The sequence below is a fragment of the Aestuariivita boseongensis genome (assembly GCF_001262635.1).
GTDB lineage: Bacteria > Pseudomonadota > Alphaproteobacteria > Rhodobacterales > Rhodobacteraceae > Aestuariivita > Aestuariivita boseongensis.
The window spans coordinates 75,301-91,698 of record NZ_JXYH01000001.1; the positions used below are offsets into that span (position 1 = coordinate 75,301).

The 16,398-nt window shown below is 60.1% G+C and carries 16 protein-coding genes and 1 tRNA gene; 8 read left to right on the forward strand and 9 right to left on the reverse strand.

Annotated elements, in window-relative coordinates; translation table 11 throughout:
• Positions 1-3: 3 nt before the first annotated feature.
• From TR61_RS00340 to TR61_RS00375, 8 genes are all read right to left on the reverse strand, one after another.
• The gene (locus TR61_RS00340; protein ID WP_050927551.1) at positions 4-1,071 is read right to left on the reverse strand and encodes a YeeE/YedE family protein; all 1,068 of its coding nucleotides are present in this window, start codon (positions 1,069-1,071) and stop codon (positions 4-6) included.
• 92 nt (positions 1,072-1,163) lie between these two features.
• Positions 1,164-2,111, reverse strand: coding sequence for an MBL fold metallo-hydrolase (locus TR61_RS00345; protein WP_050927552.1), 948 nt, complete (start codon positions 2,109-2,111; stop codon positions 1,164-1,166).
• 5 nt (positions 2,112-2,116) lie between these two features.
• Entirely contained in the window at positions 2,117-3,001 is an 885-nt protein-coding gene (locus tag TR61_RS00350; RefSeq protein WP_050927553.1) for an MBL fold metallo-hydrolase, read from the reverse strand.
• 137 nt (positions 3,002-3,138) lie between these two features.
• A complete protein-coding gene (locus TR61_RS00355; RefSeq protein WP_050927554.1) occupies positions 3,139-4,857 on the reverse strand; it encodes a SulP family inorganic anion transporter in 1,719 nt (572 codons plus the stop codon).
• A 55-nt stretch (positions 4,858-4,912) separates the two neighbouring features.
• Complete coding sequence (locus TR61_RS00360) at positions 4,913-5,257, reverse strand: protein tyrosine phosphatase family protein (RefSeq protein WP_050927555.1); 345 nt, start codon at positions 5,255-5,257, stop codon at positions 4,913-4,915.
• A gap of 8 nt (positions 5,258-5,265) precedes the next feature.
• A complete protein-coding gene (locus TR61_RS00365; protein WP_050927556.1) occupies positions 5,266-5,691 on the reverse strand; it encodes a DUF6691 family protein in 426 nt (141 codons plus the stop codon).
• On the reverse strand, positions 5,691-6,119 hold the full coding sequence (locus tag TR61_RS00370) for a YeeE/YedE family protein (protein ID WP_050927666.1): 429 nt from the start codon (positions 6,117-6,119) through the stop codon (positions 5,691-5,693). Before TR61_RS00370 ends, TR61_RS00365 begins: the two co-directional genes overlap by 1 nt.
• A 7-nt stretch (positions 6,120-6,126) precedes the next feature.
• A complete protein-coding gene (locus TR61_RS00375; RefSeq protein WP_050927557.1) occupies positions 6,127-6,990 on the reverse strand; it encodes an MBL fold metallo-hydrolase in 864 nt (287 codons plus the stop codon).
• A 139-nt stretch (positions 6,991-7,129) separates the two neighbouring features.
• Between TR61_RS00375 and TR61_RS00380 the strand changes: the two genes are divergently transcribed.
• The gene (locus TR61_RS00380; RefSeq protein WP_082181767.1) at positions 7,130-7,468 is read left to right on the forward strand and encodes an ArsR/SmtB family transcription factor; all 339 of its coding nucleotides are present in this window, start codon (positions 7,130-7,132) and stop codon (positions 7,466-7,468) included.
• A 14-nt stretch (positions 7,469-7,482) separates the two neighbouring features.
• Here the strand turns inward: TR61_RS00380 and TR61_RS00385 are convergent, their stop codons facing one another.
• Positions 7,483-8,382 carry a LysR substrate-binding domain-containing protein gene (locus TR61_RS00385; RefSeq protein ID WP_245626777.1) on the reverse strand — a complete coding sequence of 300 codons (900 nt, stop codon included), beginning with the start codon at positions 8,380-8,382 and terminating at the stop codon, positions 7,483-7,485.
• Between the two features lie 157 nt (positions 8,383-8,539).
• Between TR61_RS00385 and cuyA the strand changes: the two genes are divergently transcribed.
• From cuyA to TR61_RS00420, 7 genes are all read left to right on the forward strand, one after another.
• A complete protein-coding gene (gene cuyA / locus TR61_RS00390) occupies positions 8,540-9,598 on the forward strand; it encodes a D-cysteate sulfo-lyase (RefSeq protein WP_050927668.1) in 1,059 nt (352 codons plus the stop codon).
• A gap of 35 nt (positions 9,599-9,633) precedes the next feature.
• A complete protein-coding gene (locus TR61_RS00395) occupies positions 9,634-10,593 on the forward strand; it encodes an ABC transporter substrate-binding protein (protein WP_050927559.1) in 960 nt (319 codons plus the stop codon).
• A gap of 114 nt (positions 10,594-10,707) precedes the next feature.
• Positions 10,708-11,763, forward strand: coding sequence for a quaternary amine ABC transporter ATP-binding protein (locus tag TR61_RS00400; protein ID WP_050927560.1), 1,056 nt, complete (start codon positions 10,708-10,710; stop codon positions 11,761-11,763).
• Positions 11,760-13,301 carry an ABC transporter permease gene (locus TR61_RS00405; RefSeq protein WP_050927561.1) on the forward strand — a complete coding sequence of 514 codons (1,542 nt, stop codon included), beginning with the start codon at positions 11,760-11,762 and terminating at the stop codon, positions 13,299-13,301. Before TR61_RS00400 ends, TR61_RS00405 begins: the two co-directional genes overlap by 4 nt.
• Positions 13,298-14,020 carry an alpha/beta fold hydrolase gene (locus TR61_RS00410; protein WP_082181768.1) on the forward strand — a complete coding sequence of 241 codons (723 nt, stop codon included), beginning with the start codon at positions 13,298-13,300 and terminating at the stop codon, positions 14,018-14,020. The genes TR61_RS00405 and TR61_RS00410 overlap by 4 nt, the downstream gene beginning before the upstream one ends.
• A gap of 78 nt (positions 14,021-14,098) precedes the next feature.
• Positions 14,099-14,172, forward strand: a tRNA-Gly gene (locus TR61_RS00415).
• Between the two features lie 283 nt (positions 14,173-14,455).
• A complete protein-coding gene (locus TR61_RS00420) occupies positions 14,456-16,267 on the forward strand; it encodes an ABC transporter transmembrane domain-containing protein (RefSeq protein ID WP_050927562.1) in 1,812 nt (603 codons plus the stop codon).
• Positions 16,268-16,398: the final 131 nt, after the last annotated feature.

Consider the following 16,398-nt stretch of genomic DNA (forward strand, 5'->3'; position numbering starts at 1 on the left):
CGGTTAACTGGCGGCCCGGTGCCTGAACGCGCCTGACGTAAGGGCCACCTGGCTCGCCATTGCGCCGATCCACATGCAAAAGACCGCGACCCAGGCGGTCAGCGCGAAGATTGACCCGCCGCTCATCCCCGCGCCGACGGCACAGCCGCCGGCCAGCATGCTGCCGAATCCCATCAGGAGACCGCCTGCCAGATAACGCTCCATCGGCGTGTCGGGTTCAAAACGTTGAATGCGCGCCTCACCCTTCCAGATGGCGCTGAGCATGGCCCCGATAAAGACACCCGGCACCAGACCAAGTCCAAAACTCAGCGGGGCGTTGGGTTCATTCACAAGGGTCATCAGCGTGTCGGTGGACGGGCCGGTGAACGTGACGGATTGAACAGCGATCACCTCGAAGGACTGACTGGCGATGGCATAGGTCAGCGCCCATCCTGCAAAAATGGCCAGACCGACGACGGCCGCAGCCGCCACTTCTGATGGTCGCAGTTTTTGCCTGATCCCAAAGGCAACCGATACCAGAAACGCGAGGATACACGCGGCAACGATCCACAGGAAGAAGTCCCCTTCCGGCAGGACAAGCGCCCGCGCCGTGCCGCCTGGCACAGTCCAAAGCGCTGCGATTTTCTCGCGCAGGGGAGAAAGGACCCCGCTCAGCGACGCCTGCGCCGTAAGGGTCAGTACCAGCCCCGTCACGATCGCACGCAGATTGCCCGAGGCGGAAAGAACCAGCAGCCGGCTTGCACATCCCCGCGCAAGGATCATTCCCACGCCAAACATCAGACCGCCCAGGATAGCCCCTGACATGCTGCCGGTTGCCGACAGCTGCCGCGCGGCGCTGACGTCAAGCAGACCCAGGAAAATGGCCAGTTGCACCGACGCAAGCGCTGCCGTGAACGCCACCAGCCATATGGCCAGCTTTGGCCCCAGACGTCCCTCCGCCACTTCGGCCGTGGCCGCGCGCAAACAAAACCGTGAATGATAGGCCGCCGCCCCGAAGACAAGGCCAACAAGACCCCCGGCCGCCAGCAAAAGCAGACCTTCGCCATAAAGATCAATCAGGGGTTCAAGCATCCATACCGGCCTTCCTGAAACGTGGCCCGGTTATGAAATGATGCGGCATCCGTGTCCTTGACATACCTCAACATGCCAGCGCTTGGGGCGGGTTATTCGAACTCCATCTGTTCATAGACGCGCCCGGCATTCTTGGTCGCGAGTTCATCAAACGTGTCCAGATGCGCATAGGGGGATTGGTCGACGTAATAGGCATCGGCCAGATCGCCGCCATTATCCAGATGCTCCTGGATCTTGCCGCGCAGATAGACAAGGTAATCACGCGTATACCGACGCACTTGCGCCATGTTGGTCGGGTGCCCGTGGCCGGGAATGACATAGGTGGCATTCAGAGCTTCGAACTCGGTGTCCCAGGTCTCAATCCAGTCGGCGGTCATCGTGTCACCGAAGATCGGCAGCATGCGCTCGTGAAAGGCCATGTCGCCCGCGATCACAAGGCTTTCCTCGGGCAACCAGACCGAGATATCGCCGGGGCTATGTGCCGGGCCCAGATGGAGCACCTCGATACGAAACGTGCCCATCTCGATGATATATTCGTCTTCGAACGTCTCGGTCGGCAGGGTCAGGGCAGTCCCTTCGGCCTTGTCGCGGTTATAGCGTTGCATGCCTTCCAGAATCTGCGGGCCGTATTCCTCGAATTCGTGCGCCGCGTCCACATGCGCCAGGATCGGAACGCCCTGTTCCGCCCAATATGAATTGCCCAGCATCGCATGACCCTGACCGTTTTCATTGATCACCAGCCGCACGGGCTGATCCGTGATGGCCTTGATCTCGTCATGGAGAGCCTTGGCCAGGATATGCGCCGCACCCCCGTTGATCACGATGACCCCATCGCCGGTCACGATGAAGCTGAGGTTGTTGTTGTGCCCGGAGTTTTCATAGGTCGGTGGTGCCGTCGCACCGATCGCCGACCAGACGCCAGGGATCACCTCGACCGGTTTGGAGTAAAGCGCCGAGCCGGGATATTGGTCGGGAATATCCTCATCCGCCCAGATGGCAGTGGCCCAGACAGCCAGACAAAGGCTTAGAAGAATACGCATCAGCCTTACTCCTGCACAAAAAGATAGGCGCCCTCATGGCGCTCCACCCGACCAATGCCGCCATTGGGAAGGTGAAAGCCGATCAGGTGCAGATTATCCGCCATGATACGATCGAACAGCTGCGTGCGGGTGGCTGCCGCCATATCAAGGTCCTGATCCGATCCGCTGAGCCATTCAGGCTTGCGGAAGGCGACATGATGGTTGCCGATGGCATCCCCCGCGATCAGCGCGGCCTGCGATCCGTTGCGTATCTCAAAGCTCATGTGGCCAGGTGTGTGGCCCGCGGTTTCAACTGCCACGATGCCCGGCAGAACTTCGTCCCCGTCATCGATGAACTCGATCTGATCCTCGATCATTTCCATCCGGCGTTTCGCACCCACCGCAAAGGCTGCGCGGGCTTCGCCGATTGTGTCGACGGTGCTGTCATCCCACCAGTAATCCCATTCGCGCCGGCCCATCATATAGGTGGCATCGGAAAAGACCGGCTCGTCGAACTCGTCCAGAAGGCCCCAGATGTGATCGGGATGGGCGTGCGTGAAAAGAACATGCGTGATGTCCGAAGCGGACAATCCAAGCGCATCCAGACTGTCTTGCACGCTGCCCGCCGTGGGCATGAAATCCGGCCCAGAACCCACGTCGAAAAGCACGGTGTTCGTGCCATCGCGGTAAAGCGCAAGATTACATTCGGGCGTCAGCCGATCCATCGACACGTCATAGGGCGAGAGCACCTCAGCAAGCTCATCCTTCGGCATCGGATCGAAGATGAAACTGCCGGGAAGGACAAGTGAACCATCACTTACAGTGGTGAGGGTCGCCCCCCCAAGATCAAGCTCTGCCAGAACCTTGGACGGGATCAGCCCCGTCAGAGGCAATGCAGCAGCGGTCGACAAAAATCTCCGGCGTGACAGCACAGCGCTTCTCCCCCCAACGCATGATATTCATATATGCGAATTTGAACGAAATATGGGCGTGATACAAGGCCAAGTTTCGGGGCGCGATGCCAGGTGGCCCGCTTGACGGTCTCAGCTCAGGCAGCGGCTAGTTGAGCTTTCAGGGTCTGGTCCGCTTCATATTGGCTCAGGAATATTTGGCCTGACAGGTGTTCCAGGAAATCGGTGCGCTTCAGGCGATCCATGACAGGGCCTTTCACCTCGCTCAAGTGAAGCAAGATGCCAGCGTCGCGCAGGCGCAGGTTGATCTGCTCAAGACTTTCCAGGGCAGACGCATCGATGGAATTCACCGCGGGGCACATCAGGACCACATGGCGGATCGTGTTGTCCTGCGCCACGGCATCATTGATGGTGTCTTCCAGAAACCGAGCGTTGGGAAAGTACAGGCTTTCGTCGACGCGGATGGACAGTACCCCCGGCGTTGTTTCAACCTTGTGACGATTGATGTTGCGGTAATGCTCGGATCCCGGAACACGCCCGACAATCGCGACATGGGGGCGCGACGTCCGGCCCAGAAAAAGCGCCAGCGAAGAGATCACACCGATGGCGATCCCGATCTCGACCCCGAACAGAAGTGTGCCGATGATCGTGCCCAGCATGGCCGCGAAATCCGACCGCGAATAAACCCAGGTGCGCCGGATTGCATCTAGATCGACCAGCGACAGAACGGCAACGATGATCGTGGCGGCCAGAGTGGCTTTGGGCAGGTTGAACAGAAGCGGGGTGAGGAAAAGCGTGGCCAGTGCAATGCCAATGGCCGTCAGGGCACCTGCGCCGGGCGTGCGCGCCCCGGCATCGAAATTCACGACCGACCGCGAAAACCCGCCCGTCACGGGAAACCCGCCCGAGAAGGACGACCCCACATTCGCAGCCCCCAGCGCGATCAGTTCCTGATCCGGGTCGATCCGCTCGCGGCGTTTCGCGGCCAGAGTTTGTGCCACGGAGATGGTTTCGACATAGCCGATCACACCGATCATCAGCGCAGGCAGCAGAAGGCTTTTCCAGAGTTCCACATCTACAGTGGGCAGCGCAGGGGTGGGCAGCCCCTTGGGCACATCCCCCACGATGGCGATGCCCTGCGCTTGCAACCCAAGCCCCCAGACCGCCAGTGTGGTGGCAATGACCGCAAGCACGGGTGCTGCTTTGGACAGGCTGCTGGCCAGCTTTGGCGCGACGCCCAGCTTGCGCAGCAGCGGTGTCAGAAAACGGCGTGACCAGACAAGAAACGCTATCGCCGCCCCGCCGATCACCATGGTGGGAATATTCGCCCCGGACAGGCCTGCCACAAGGCTTTCCACCTGTTCGATCAGGTTGTGACCATGCACATCAATTCCAAGGATGTGTTTCAGCTGACCGAACGCGATGATCAGCGCACTGGCCGTGATGAAACCGGAAATCACGGGGTGGCTGAGAAAATTCGCCAGAAACCCCAACCGTGCGACGCCCATCACGATCAACATGAGGCCCGATAGGAACGCCAGTGCAATGGCGGCCCCCAGATACTCCGGCGTGCCTTGAGCGGTCAGTTCCCCCACCGCGGACGCGGTCATCAGGGACGCCACCGCCACGGGGCCCACGGCGAGGGTCATCGATGTCCCGAAGATCGTGTAAAGCACCAGGGGCGCGATCGATGCGTAAAGCCCCACCTCGGGCGGCAAGCCCGCAAGAAGCGCATAGGCCAGAGATTGCGGGATCAGCATGATCGTCACGATGATCGCCGCGATCACGTCCGACGAAAACGCCTCCCGGTCGTAACTCGGGACCCAGCGGAGGATTGGCAGGTATCGGGACAGCATCTCAGGTCTCTTTGCGAAAGGGGGCAGGGGCGGTGTGCCGCCTCTGCCGGTCGTGTCAGGTGTTGGCCGAAGACGTCTCGACCAGGTTCCAGGCATTGGTAGACCGCGCGCCCGAGCGGCAATAGGCAAACACCTTCTTGCCCGGTTGCGTCACAATGCGCTTGAGGAAGGATGCCTGGCGCGCGAACGGCTCACCGGGGGCGATGGGCTGGTAGTGGAAGGCCAGTCCAAGGTTTGTCGCGATCTTTTGCATTTCGGCCGATGCGGCCTCACCAGGGTGTTCTTCGTCAGGTCGGTTGCAGATCACATCGGTGAACCCGTCCTGTTTGAGCGCGGCCAGATCGGTTTCCGCAATCTGTGATCCGACATACAGGTTTTCAGCAAGCTGTGTGCGTTCCATGTGTCACCTCACACCGCTGACAGGCGCAGCCGTTTGGCAGGCACTGCAAGAACCATACCGGCGATCATTGCACCGGCAAAAACCAGACCTTCCCAGCCGCCGAATGAGAGGGACGCAAAGGCCGGGCCAGGGCAGAGGCCAGCAAGGCCCCATCCTGCCCCAAAGATCAAAGACCCTATGGCCAGATCCGATGTGATGCGCTGATCGGGTTTGGAGGGAAAGCTGCCACCGGACAGGGGCGCGCCGCGGCTTGCGGCCACGCGCCAGGCGATGGCCATGGGAATGATCGCGCCGCCTAGTACAAAGGCGAGGGTAGGATCCCAATCCCCAAGGAAGTCAAGCCAGCCCTGAACGCGGGTGGTATCGACCATGCCGGAAATCAGCAGGCCAAGGCCGAACAGGCTTCCGCTGGCAAGTGCAATCAGGTTTCGCATCAGATCACTCCCAAAATGTGTTTGAAGGCATAGACGCTGATCGCGCCGGCCATGAGGTAAAGGCCCGTTGCGGCAATCCCCCGCAACGAAAGCCGCGAGATCCCGCAAACCCCGTGACCGCTGGTGCAACCATTGGCCAACCGGGCGCCAAAACCCACCAGAAGACCCGCCGCGATCAGAACCGCGGGGTTCGAGGTGATATGAGTCTCACCCGTCTGGCCAAGGGCCAGCAGCGCCAGCCAGGGCGCGCCGATCAGCCCGGCAATGAACAGGCCGCGTTCGCGCCATTCGCTGCGGGCCGAACCATCGGCAAGACCGCCGATGATCCCACTTGCGCCCATGATACGCCCGTTGCCCAACAGGTACAGCGCCGCACCCGATCCGATGATAAGGCCGCCAATCAGGCCATAGATAAAGCTTTGTTCGATCATGGTCTTACAGCCTGTTCACGGGGACTTTGAAATAGACGTTGCCGTCATCTTCGGCCGGGGGCATCTGGCCTGCGCGCATGTTCACCTGCAGCGAAGGCAGGATCAGACGTGGCATCGCCAGTTCGGCATCGCGCTTGGTGCGCATCTCGACAAAGCTGTCCTTGTCGCGGCCCTGGCCCACATGTTTGTTAGCGGCTTTTTCCTCGCCGATGGTGGTTTCCCAGGCGTATTCATCGCGGCCCGGCGCCTTGTAATCATGGCCCACGAAGACGCGGGTTTCATCCGGCAGCTCGAAAAGCTTCTGGATCGAGGCATAAAGCATCTCGGCCGACCCGCCAGGGAAATCGGCGCGTGCCGTGCCGAAATCCGGCATGAAAAGCGTGTCGCCCACAAAGGCGGCGTCACCGATCACATAGGTCAGGCAGGCAGGCGTATGGCCGGGCGTATGCAGAACCGAGCCTTCAAGATTGCCGACCTTGAACGTGTCCCCTTCGACAAACAGCTTGTCGAACTGGCTGCCGTCGCGCTGGAACTCTGTTCCTGCGTTGAACACCTTGCCGAAGGTTTCCTGAACCACGGTGATTTTCTCACCAATACCGATCTTGCCGCCCAGCTTCTCTTGCAAATAGGGCGCAGCGCTCAGGTGATCGGCGTGCACATGGGTTTCCAGCACCCAATCCACGGTCAAATCGTTTTCGCGTACGAAGTCAATGATCTGATCGGCCGAGGCAAAACTGGTCCGCCCGGAGGCATAGTCGAAATCCAGGACGGAATCGATGATGGCGCAGTGCTGGGTTTCGGGGTCAACAACGACGAAAGAGGCCGTGAAGGTCGCTTCGTCGAAGAACGGGTGAACTTGGGGTTTCATGGCTGTCCTCCAATTGCATGCTTCCTAAATATTAAGAAAACATAATATGTCAATTGATGCACCGAAAAATATATTAAAAAAGTTGAATATCTTTGGGTTGACGCCATATAAGACGCGGAAACCAGTGGAAAGCGCCCTTATGGACACTCAGACCGCACTCACGAAAGAAAGCCTCGCCGCGTTCGGAGATCACGCGTCCGATGCGCCCGCGCAGGCTGCGCGCTTTCTCAAGACATTGGCGCATCGCGACCGGCTGAAAGTGCTTTGCGGGCTTCTGGATGGGGAATTGTCCGTGGCCCAGATCGAAGCGCAGGTGGGCGCAAGCCAGTCGGCTATTTCGCAACATCTGGGGCGTCTGCGTGATGAAGGGATCGTGAAATCCCGCCGCAACGGGCGGCAGGTGCTGTATTCCATTGCCGATCCGACAGCGCTTGGTCTGATCGAGCTTCTGTACAATCGGTACTGCGCGGAAGACTGACGGCAGCGGGCCTCTCAGGCGGGCAAGCGATCCGTCTTGCGTTCCCAGAACTCGACCAGTTGTTCCGCGATATCTACCTTCCGGTGGGCATAGATGGCGACATCAATGGGCTCCTGACCGAACTGGTTGGTCAGCGAAATCAGCTCACCGCTTTCGATCTCCCGGTGGACCATGCTGAAAGGCAACCATCCCACGCCAAGACCTTTCAGGATCATCTCTTTCGCGCCGCTGGAAAAAGCGGTCTGGCAGATTGGGTTCGCGCACAGGCCCGCGGTGCCGAAGTGCCGGCGCGAACGTTCCAGAACCTCTCCAAAATAGCTGTTCTCGGGATAGACGATGGCAGGCGTATCCAGCGGGATGGCCCGATTATCCCTGACGGAATACCGCAGATTCCCGCCCACGACGGGGACCAGATAATCATGGCCCCATAACCCGCGCCGCACACCTGCCCCGAACGGCATCGGTTCGACGCTTTGGGCTTCGTAACACAACAGCATGCTGGTATCGCCGCGCAGAAACAGCGTCACGCAATCGCTCAGGTTGGCCGCGCGAATCCGAAAGCGGATGCCCTGAAAAGCGGCGCGCGCGCGGATCGCCATATCGGGGAAGGTGGAAAACACCGCCGCATGGGTGGCCGCGATGGCCACTTCAGAGGCGGTCGCATCGTGATGCACGATTTTTGTGCGCAATTCTTTCAGCCGGGCGACAAGGGCGCGGATCTCTCCCTCGTTCGTTGCCAGGGCCGAACTGATCTCGATCCGGTTGGCCTTGCGGTCCAGAACCTCGATGCCCAGCCATTCTTCAAAACTGCGGATTCGCCTTGAAAACGCAGGTTGTGTGATGTTTCTGCGCGCGGCGGCGCGGGTCATGTTCCGCTCTTCCAGCAGGGTGAGAACGTCGTCGAACCATTGCATGTCCATCTCAAATCTCCGCTTAGCCAAAGAAATTGTATGGGCAGGCTAAATAATATGCACTGTTTTTCTGTTTCATGCTTTGAAAAGCTTTTGCTGTACGCAGAAGAGGGGGACAGGCTCTGTGGTCGAGACAAATCAAATCGTCGATCGTGACACGATGGCGCAACCGGAATTGACGCTGAGCTTGTGCAAGGATCTGTCCGTCGCGCTGGCAAAGTTCCCAAGGGTCGCCTTGGGGCATTTGCCGACACCGCTGGAGCCCATGGACAGGCTTAGCGAAGAATTGGGCGGGCCGCGCCTGTGGGTCAAACGGGACGATTGCACCGGTCTGTCCTCGGGCGGGAACAAGACGCGCAAACTGGAATTCCTGATGGCTGACGCGGTTCAGTCAGGTGCGGATACGATCATCACCCAGGGCGCGACGCAATCCAATCACGCCCGCCAGACCGCAGCAGCGGCGGCGAAGCTGGGCATGGAATGCCACATCCTTCTTGAGGATCGCACCGGTTCCAACGATCCGAATTACATCATGAACGGAAACGTGCTGCTGGATCGTCTGCATGGCGCCAGCGTCTCCAAACGCCCGGGCGGCGCCGACATGAATGCCGAGATGGTGGCCCTTGCCGAAGACCTGCAGCAAAATGGCAAGACGCCGTATATCATTCCCGGTGGTGGTTCGAACCCGATCGGTGCGCTGGGCTATGTGAACTGCGCACGCGAAGTGACCGAACAGGCCGCCGCTGCGGGGCTGAAGATCGACGCACTGGTCCACGCAACCGGCAGTTCCGGCACGCAGGCCGGTCTGGTCACGGGTCTTGCCGCCATCCAAAGCGATATTCACCTGCTGGGTATCGGCGTTCGCGCGCCAAAGGACAAGCAGGAGGGCATGGTGCACGATCTGGCTGTGCGCACGGCCGAGTACATGGGCACCGGCGTTCAGATCGACCGCGATTTGGTGCGTGCAAATTGTGACTATGTCGGCCCGGGATACGGCCTGCCGACCGAAGGCATGATCGCCGCTCTGAAACTTCTTGCCCGGACCGAGGGGCTGCTGTTCGATCCGGTCTATTCCGGCAAGGGCCTCGACGGTCTGATTGACCAGGTCCGCAAGGGATATTTCGACGGGATGGAGAATGTCGTGTTTCTTCATACCGGCGGCAGTGCGGCATTGTTCGGATATCCCGACACGTTCGATCTTCACGGATACACAAGCTGAAACAAAAAAATATCACCAACAAGGAGACCACTCACATGTCAGTCAAGAATACCTTCCTAAGCGCGGCCCTTGTCGGCCTGATCAGCGCGCCGGCCTTCGCAGAAGAGGTCAAGATCGGCGTGCCGTCATGGACCGGCGCGCAGGCCATCGCCCATGTCCTGGGCGAAATCGTGACCTCGCGCATTGGCGGCACTGTTGAATATGTGCCCGGTAACAATGCCACGATCTTCCAGGCGATGGATCAGGGCAAAGGCGATATCGACGTACACCCCGATGTGTGGCTGCCCAACCAGGAAAGCTTTACCAAGAAATACGTGGACGAGGCGGGCACTGTGACACTGTCTTCGAACCCCTACGAGGGCAACCAGGGCTTCTGCGTATCCAAGGATTTCGCCGCGAAGATGAGCATCACCGACATCGCCGATCTGGGCCGCCCGGATGTGGCTGCCGCCATGGACAGCGACGGCAACGGCAAGGGTGAAATGTGGATCGGTGCGCCCGGCTGGGCCTCGGCAAACGTCAACGAAGTGAAGGTGCGCGATTACGGCCTGCTGGACTTCATCGAGCCGATCCGCGCCGAAGAGGCGGTAAAAACCGCGCGCATCAAGGACAGCATCGCGAAGGGCGAGGGCTATGCCTTCTATTGCTACAAGCCGCACGCGGTGTGGTTCATGTTCGACGTCGAAATGCTGACCGAACCCACATATGACCCCGCGAAATATGTGATGGTTCAGCCTTCGGACGATCCGGATTGGTACAACAAGTCGATGGTCGCTACCAAGGATGCGCTGAAAGAAGTGCAGATCGCCTGGTCGAACTCGCTTGTCGACCGCTCGCCGGCAATCGCTGAATTCTTTCAGAACTTCTCTCTGACGGCCGATGACGTCAGCGCGCTTGCGTTCGAAATCAGCGCGAATGGCAAGGACCCTGCCGACGTGGCCAAAGCCTGGGTCGAGGCGAACTCGGATCGCGTCGACAAGATGCTGGGCCTCTAAGACACTTCGGAAGACCCCGGACCTGATCCGGGGTCTTTCCTGACACATGCGCCAACGCCCTGGTCCGCACCGGGACAGCGCAGCAAACACTGACCAGCCGGGGGCAGTCAGGCTATGGATGCCGATAAAGTCATAGAAATCTCGAACGTGTGGAAGATCTTCGGTGGCAGACCCGAAGCCGCGCTCAAAGCGATCCGTGAACGCGGACTGACCAAGGCCGAAGTCCTGAGCGAATTCAACGCCGTGGTGGGCGTCGCGGATGTATCGCTTTCCGTCAATCGGGGCGAGATCTTCTGCATCATGGGCCTGTCGGGGTCGGGCAAATCCACGCTTGTGCGCCATTTCAATCGCCTGCTGGAACCCACCTCGGGCAAGATCGAGATCGAAGGCACCGATGTGATGGCACTGGGCCCGAAAGAGCTGCAGCGCTTCCGGAATCAGAAAATCGGCATGGTGTTCCAGAATTTCGCGCTGATGCCGCACCGGTCGGTGCTGGACAATGTGGCGATGCCGCTTGAAATCCGGCAGGTGGCCAAGAACGAACGCATGCGCCAGGCTGCAGCGATCCTTGATATCGTTGAACTGGGGGCATGGGGGGCGAAATTCGCCCATGAACTGTCGGGCGGCATGCAGCAGCGCGTGGGTCTGGCCCGTGCGCTGGCTGCGAACCCGGATGTCCTGCTGATGGACGAGCCGTTCTCGGCGCTCGATCCGCTGATCCGGCGGCAATTGCAGGACGAATTCATCCGCCTGTCGAAAATCCTGAAAAAGACCACCGTGTTCATCACTCATGACCTGGACGAGGCCGTCCGGATCGGTGACCGCATCGCCATCATGCGCGACGGCAAGATGGTGCAGGTGGGCACCGCCGAAGATATCGTGATGCATCCCGCCGATGATTACGTCGCCGATTTCGTCGCCGGTATTTCGCGGCTGAAAGTGGTGCATGCCCACGCGGTGATGCAACCGATCGAGGCGCATATCGCCGCCCATGGATCGATCCCGTCGGATGCGCCGCGCGTCAACGAAAGCGAAACGCTCAGCAACCTGATCAATATGGCGATCGAGGATGACAGCGCGATCCTGGTGGAAGACAACGGCGCCGATGTGGGCGTGATTACCCGCGCCGATCTGTTGCGCACGGTCATAGAAGGGACAGAAGTGTCATGAAGGACGACACCACAAACCCGCTTGAGGATACGACCTCTGCCGCCGCGCAGGCATATGCGGAGGAAAGGCGCGACAATATCCGCACCTTCGTGCGCACTTCGCCCGATTATTACATCCGAAATTTCGACAAGATCGGAGCGTCGGCCCGCTTCACACCCACCTTCAACATGTTTGCCGGTCTTTTCGGGCCCATCTGGTTCGGCGCACGGGGCTTGTGGACTTGGGCGCTGCCGTTCCTGATCCTCGAAGCGCTGGCTTTCGTGCAGATCGCGCGTGGCCTCTTCGGTGATCTCGGGGCCGAGGCGATGGAGCGCATCGCCTCCATCGAAGGAACCCTGGAATTGCGCCGCCAGCAACTGGCCGCAGCGATCGAAAACAACTCTGACCGGGTGGACGCCTTCCGCCGCACGGTCGAGTCGCTTGAGGCCAATATCGAAGGATTCCGCGCCGAAGCCGAAGCCGCCGCTGCCGAAGGGCCCACCATCGCGCTGACCGGCCTGCTGATCCTGCTGGCGGTCAAGCTGGTGCAGGCGGTCACCGCCAATACAGCGCTGGAATCGCGGTTTTCGGACTGGCTCAGCGATCCAGATGTCCGTTCAGGCATGCCGGTCGGCATGATCGTCTTTTCTGCGGTGTTCATGGGCCTGATCGTGGCCGCCGCTGTCGTACATTACAGTTTCCCGGGTCGGTTTTCACTGCTCACGGAATTTCCAACCGACCCGGATATACGCCTGACCTCGATTGACGGGGTCGAGGCGTTCTTCAACTGGGCGGTGCTGAATGGTGAGGCTCTCTTTGATGGCATCACCTACGGCATTCGCCTGGTTCTGGATGCGTTGGAGACGATATTCGTCAGCACGCCGTGGATCGTGATTGCCGCGTTGATCATCCTGCTGACATGGCTGACGGCCGGTGTGCGCATGGCAATCTATTCCGGCGCGTTCCTGGCTTACATGGGCCTGCTGGGATTCTGGGAAAAAGCCATGACAACGCTGGCGCTTCTGGGCACGGCGGCCTGCTTGTCGATCCTGATCGGCATTCCGCTGGGCATGTTCGCCGCCCGCCGCCCACGCTTTTATGCGTTTATCCAGCCGATCATGGATTTCATGCAGACCATGCCGGCCTTCGTCTTCATGATCCCCGTGATCGCCTTTTTCGGCACCGGCAAACCCGCCGCTGTCGTCACCACGATGATCTTCGGCGGCACGCCGGTCGTGCGTCTGACGGTGCTGGGTCTGCGCGGTGTGCCGGAATCGGTACGTGAGGCCGCGATCAGCTTCGGGGCAAACAAATGGTATTTGCTGACCAAGGTCGATCTGCCGCTGGCCAGCCCCTCCATCCGTGCGGGGATCAACCAGACCATCATGCTGTCACTGGCCATGGTTGTTGTGGCTTCGCTGATCGGCGCGAAGGGCCTGGGCGAAGACGTGCTTGAGGCGCTGCAATACGCCAATGTGGGGCAGGGGATCCTTGCAGGCTTCTCGATCCTTTTCTGCGCCATGATCCTGGACCGTATCGTGCAGGGCCAGCGGAAGTGAGCGTACTGGTCCTGGTCCATGGTTTCATGGGCGGTGCCGCACAGTGGGACGGTTATTTCGATCAGCTGGCCCGGCAGATGGACATTCATGCCGTCGATCTGCCGGGCTTTGGCGCCAACGCGCATCTTGATCCGATCCCAAGCATTGGCGGTTATGCCGATTGGGTGGTGGATCAGCTTCGCCAGACGGGCATTCAGCGATATGACCTGCTTGGCCATTCCATGGGCGGGATGATCGCACAGGAAATCGCCCTGCGCGACGTGGATCGCATTGACCGGCTTGTGCTTTATGCGACGGGGTCCATCGGTGTTCTGCCCGGCCGGTTCGAAACGATCGAGGAAAGCAAAAGACGCGCCGAGGCGGACGGCGCCACCGCCACCGCCCGCCGCATCGCCGCAACCTGGTTTCTGGATTATGAGGCGGCGGAGGGGTTTGAGCCCTGCGCGCGTGTCGCCGAACAAAGCCGCTTGCCTGCCATCCACGCAGGCCTTGATGCCATGCAGGCCTGGTCGGGCCGCGAAAACCTGGGCCGCATCACGCCGCAGACGCTGGTGTTGTGGGGAGACCAGGACCGGACCTATCCCTGGGCGCAGATCCACACCCTGTGGACCGAAATTCCGCACACGAATCTTGCTGTCATTCCCGGCTGCGCCCATGCCGTGCATGCCGAAAAGACCCAGCTTTTTTCTGAGGTTCTTTCAGACTTCCTGTCTCGGTGATCCTGCGCATGAAAGCTTTTGAAGCCGAAGTTGCACTTGACCGCCAAAACCCTTTGAAATATCCCCAGCACTCGCTGAGCGGGTATGGTGAAATGGTATCATAAGAGCCTTCCAAGCTTAAGGTGCGGGTTCGATTCCCGCTACCCGCTCCAAAAATCCACCACCTACACATTTCCGACAAAGATTTTTGGTCAGTTCCGACAAATTACTGACAAAGAAACAGATTCCGGATTTTGAATATAAGCCTTCCAAGCTTAAGGTGCGGGTTCGGTTCCCGCTACCCGCTCCAAACCTCCAGAAGCCCGACAAGACACGCCTTTTGACCAAGCGCGGCATCTGTGCGCTTGACCATCTGGCGCATGGCGGTCAAGAAACGTTACCCGAATTGCTGGTTTCCGGCTTGCGCCAGAAACACCCCGAAGAAAAAGAGCCCGTATGGCCCGAATGGACACAGCCGCGCCGCCTGCGAATACCGCGGAAGAAGAGCGCGAAAAATCAAAGAACATGCGAGCGCTGTCCGCGCTGTGGCCGTTCATGGCGCCCTACAAGCTGTTGATGGCTGCGGCAGGCGCGGCGCTGGTGCTGACGGCCATGGTGTCTTTGGCGCTGCCCATGGCGGTGCGCCGCGTCGTCGACAATTTCGAGGCGGAAGAAAGCGCGATCCTTGATCTATATTTTGCGGCTGCGCTGGGCATCGCGGCGCTTCTGGCGGTTGGCACGGGGCTCAGATACGCGCTGGTCACCCGACTGGGTGAACGTGTCGTGGCCGATATCCGAAAGGCTGTCTTCGACCGCGTGATCGGGATGAGCCCGGCCTTTTACGAACGCATCATGACCGGCGAGGTGCTCAGCCGGATCACCACGGACACCACGCTGATCCAGTCTGTTCTGGGCTCGTCCGTGTCGATTGCGCTGCGCAACATTCTGATCTTTTTCGGCGGGCTGGTGTTGATGATGCTGACATCGCCGAAACTGACTGGTCTTGCGCTGCTGCTGGTGCCGGCCGTGATCGTGCCGATCCTTGTTCTGGGCCGCCGCCTGCGCGTGCTCAGCCGCGAAAACCAGGATTGGATCGCCGCCTCCTCCGGCAATGCGTCCGAGGCGCTGGGCGCGGTGCAAACCGTACAGGCCTTCACCCACGAAGCCGAAAACCGCGCCGCCTTTGGCGATGTGACCGAACGCAGCTTTGATGCCGCCCGCCGCCGGATCTGGACGCGTGCGCTGATGACCGTGATCGTGATCTTTATGGTCTTCACCGGCATTGTCGGCATCCTTTGGATGGGGGCCAATGCGGTGCGGTCGGGCGATATGACTGTGGGGACGCTGGTTCAGTTCCTGATCTATTCGATCATGGTAGCTGGCGGCGTTGCGGCCCTGTCCGAGATCTGGGGCGAATTGCAGCGCGCCGCAGGTGCCACCGAACGGCTGGTGGAGCTTCTGGAAAGTGTCGACAGCGTTTCGGATCCGGCAGCGCCCGTGGCCCTTCCTGCGCCGGTGCGGGGCCAGATCACCTTTGAGAACGTCACTTTCCGCTATCCCTCCCGGCCAAAGGTGGCGGCGCTTGATGACGTATCGCTGGATATCGCGCCGGGGGAAACTGTGGCCTTCGTCGGTCCGTCCGGGGCAGGCAAGACAACGATCATTCAGCTGATCCTGCGCTTTTATGACCCCATCGCAGGCCGCATTCTGATGGATGGCGTCGATCTGGCCGACATGGCGCGCGATCAGTTCCGCAGGCATATCGCGCTGGTGCCCCAGGATCCTGTGATCTTTGCCACCACGGCCCGTGAAAATATCCGTTTTGGCCGGCCTGAAGCCACTGATGCCGAAGTCGAGGCCGCCGCCAAAGCCGCCGCCGCGCATGAGTTCATCGCAGCCCTGCCCGATGGCTATGACAGCTATGTCGGCGAACGCGGCGTGATGCTGTCAGGCGGACAGAAGCAGCGCATCGCCATCGCCCGCGCGATCCTGCGTGACGCGCCCGTGCTGCTGCTGGACGAGGCGACCAGTGCGCTGGATGCGGAAAGCGAACGTGCCGTACAGCAGGCCGTCGATGAACTCAGCGAGGGGCGCACAACCCTGATCGTCGCCCATCGTCTGGCCACGGTGAAAAAGGCCGACCGTATCGTGGTGCTGGATCAGGGCCGCGTTGTGGCCACGGGCAGCCATGATGCGCTGGTGGCGGAAGGCGGGCTTTATGCGCGGCTTGCGCGGCTGCAATTCACTGACGGTATCGCGGCCGAATAATCCGCTCCCTCAACCTGCGAAATACGCGCTTTGCGCAACGTCACTTGGCGAAATGACCCAGCGTGCCATGCGCGCAATGCTTGCGCGAAACAAAATTTCCGCTCATCCTCTGTGCCAAGAATTCACACGCC

Coding starts and splice junctions, on each gene's coding strand:
- TR61_RS00340 (WP_050927551.1), bottom strand. CDS start 1,071: ATGCTTGAACCCCTGATTGATCTTTATGGCGAAGGTCTGCTTTTGCTG.
- TR61_RS00345 (WP_050927552.1), bottom strand. CDS start 2,111: ATGCGTATTCTTCTAAGCCTTTGTCTGGCTGTCTGGGCCACTGCCATC.
- TR61_RS00355 (WP_050927554.1), bottom strand. CDS start 4,857: ATGCTGTCCCGATACCTGCCAATCCTCCGCTGGGTCCCGAGTTACGAC.
- TR61_RS00360 (WP_050927555.1), bottom strand. CDS start 5,257: ATGGAACGCACACAGCTTGCTGAAAACCTGTATGTCGGATCACAGATT.
- TR61_RS00365 (WP_050927556.1), bottom strand. CDS start 5,691: ATGCGAAACCTGATTGCACTTGCCAGCGGAAGCCTGTTCGGCCTTGGC.
- TR61_RS00375 (WP_050927557.1), bottom strand. CDS start 6,990: ATGAAACCCCAAGTTCACCCGTTCTTCGACGAAGCGACCTTCACGGCC.
- TR61_RS00380 (WP_082181767.1), top strand. CDS start 7,130: ATGGACACTCAGACCGCACTCACGAAAGAAAGCCTCGCCGCGTTCGGA.
- TR61_RS00385 (WP_245626777.1), bottom strand. CDS start 8,382: ATGCAATGGTTCGACGACGTTCTCACCCTGCTGGAAGAGCGGAACATG.
- cuyA (WP_050927668.1), top strand. CDS start 8,540: ATGGCGCAACCGGAATTGACGCTGAGCTTGTGCAAGGATCTGTCCGTC.
- TR61_RS00395 (WP_050927559.1), top strand. CDS start 9,634: ATGTCAGTCAAGAATACCTTCCTAAGCGCGGCCCTTGTCGGCCTGATC.
- TR61_RS00400 (WP_050927560.1), top strand. CDS start 10,708: ATGGATGCCGATAAAGTCATAGAAATCTCGAACGTGTGGAAGATCTTC.
- TR61_RS00405 (WP_050927561.1), top strand. CDS start 11,760: ATGAAGGACGACACCACAAACCCGCTTGAGGATACGACCTCTGCCGCC.
- TR61_RS00420 (WP_050927562.1), top strand. CDS start 14,456: ATGGCCCGAATGGACACAGCCGCGCCGCCTGCGAATACCGCGGAAGAA.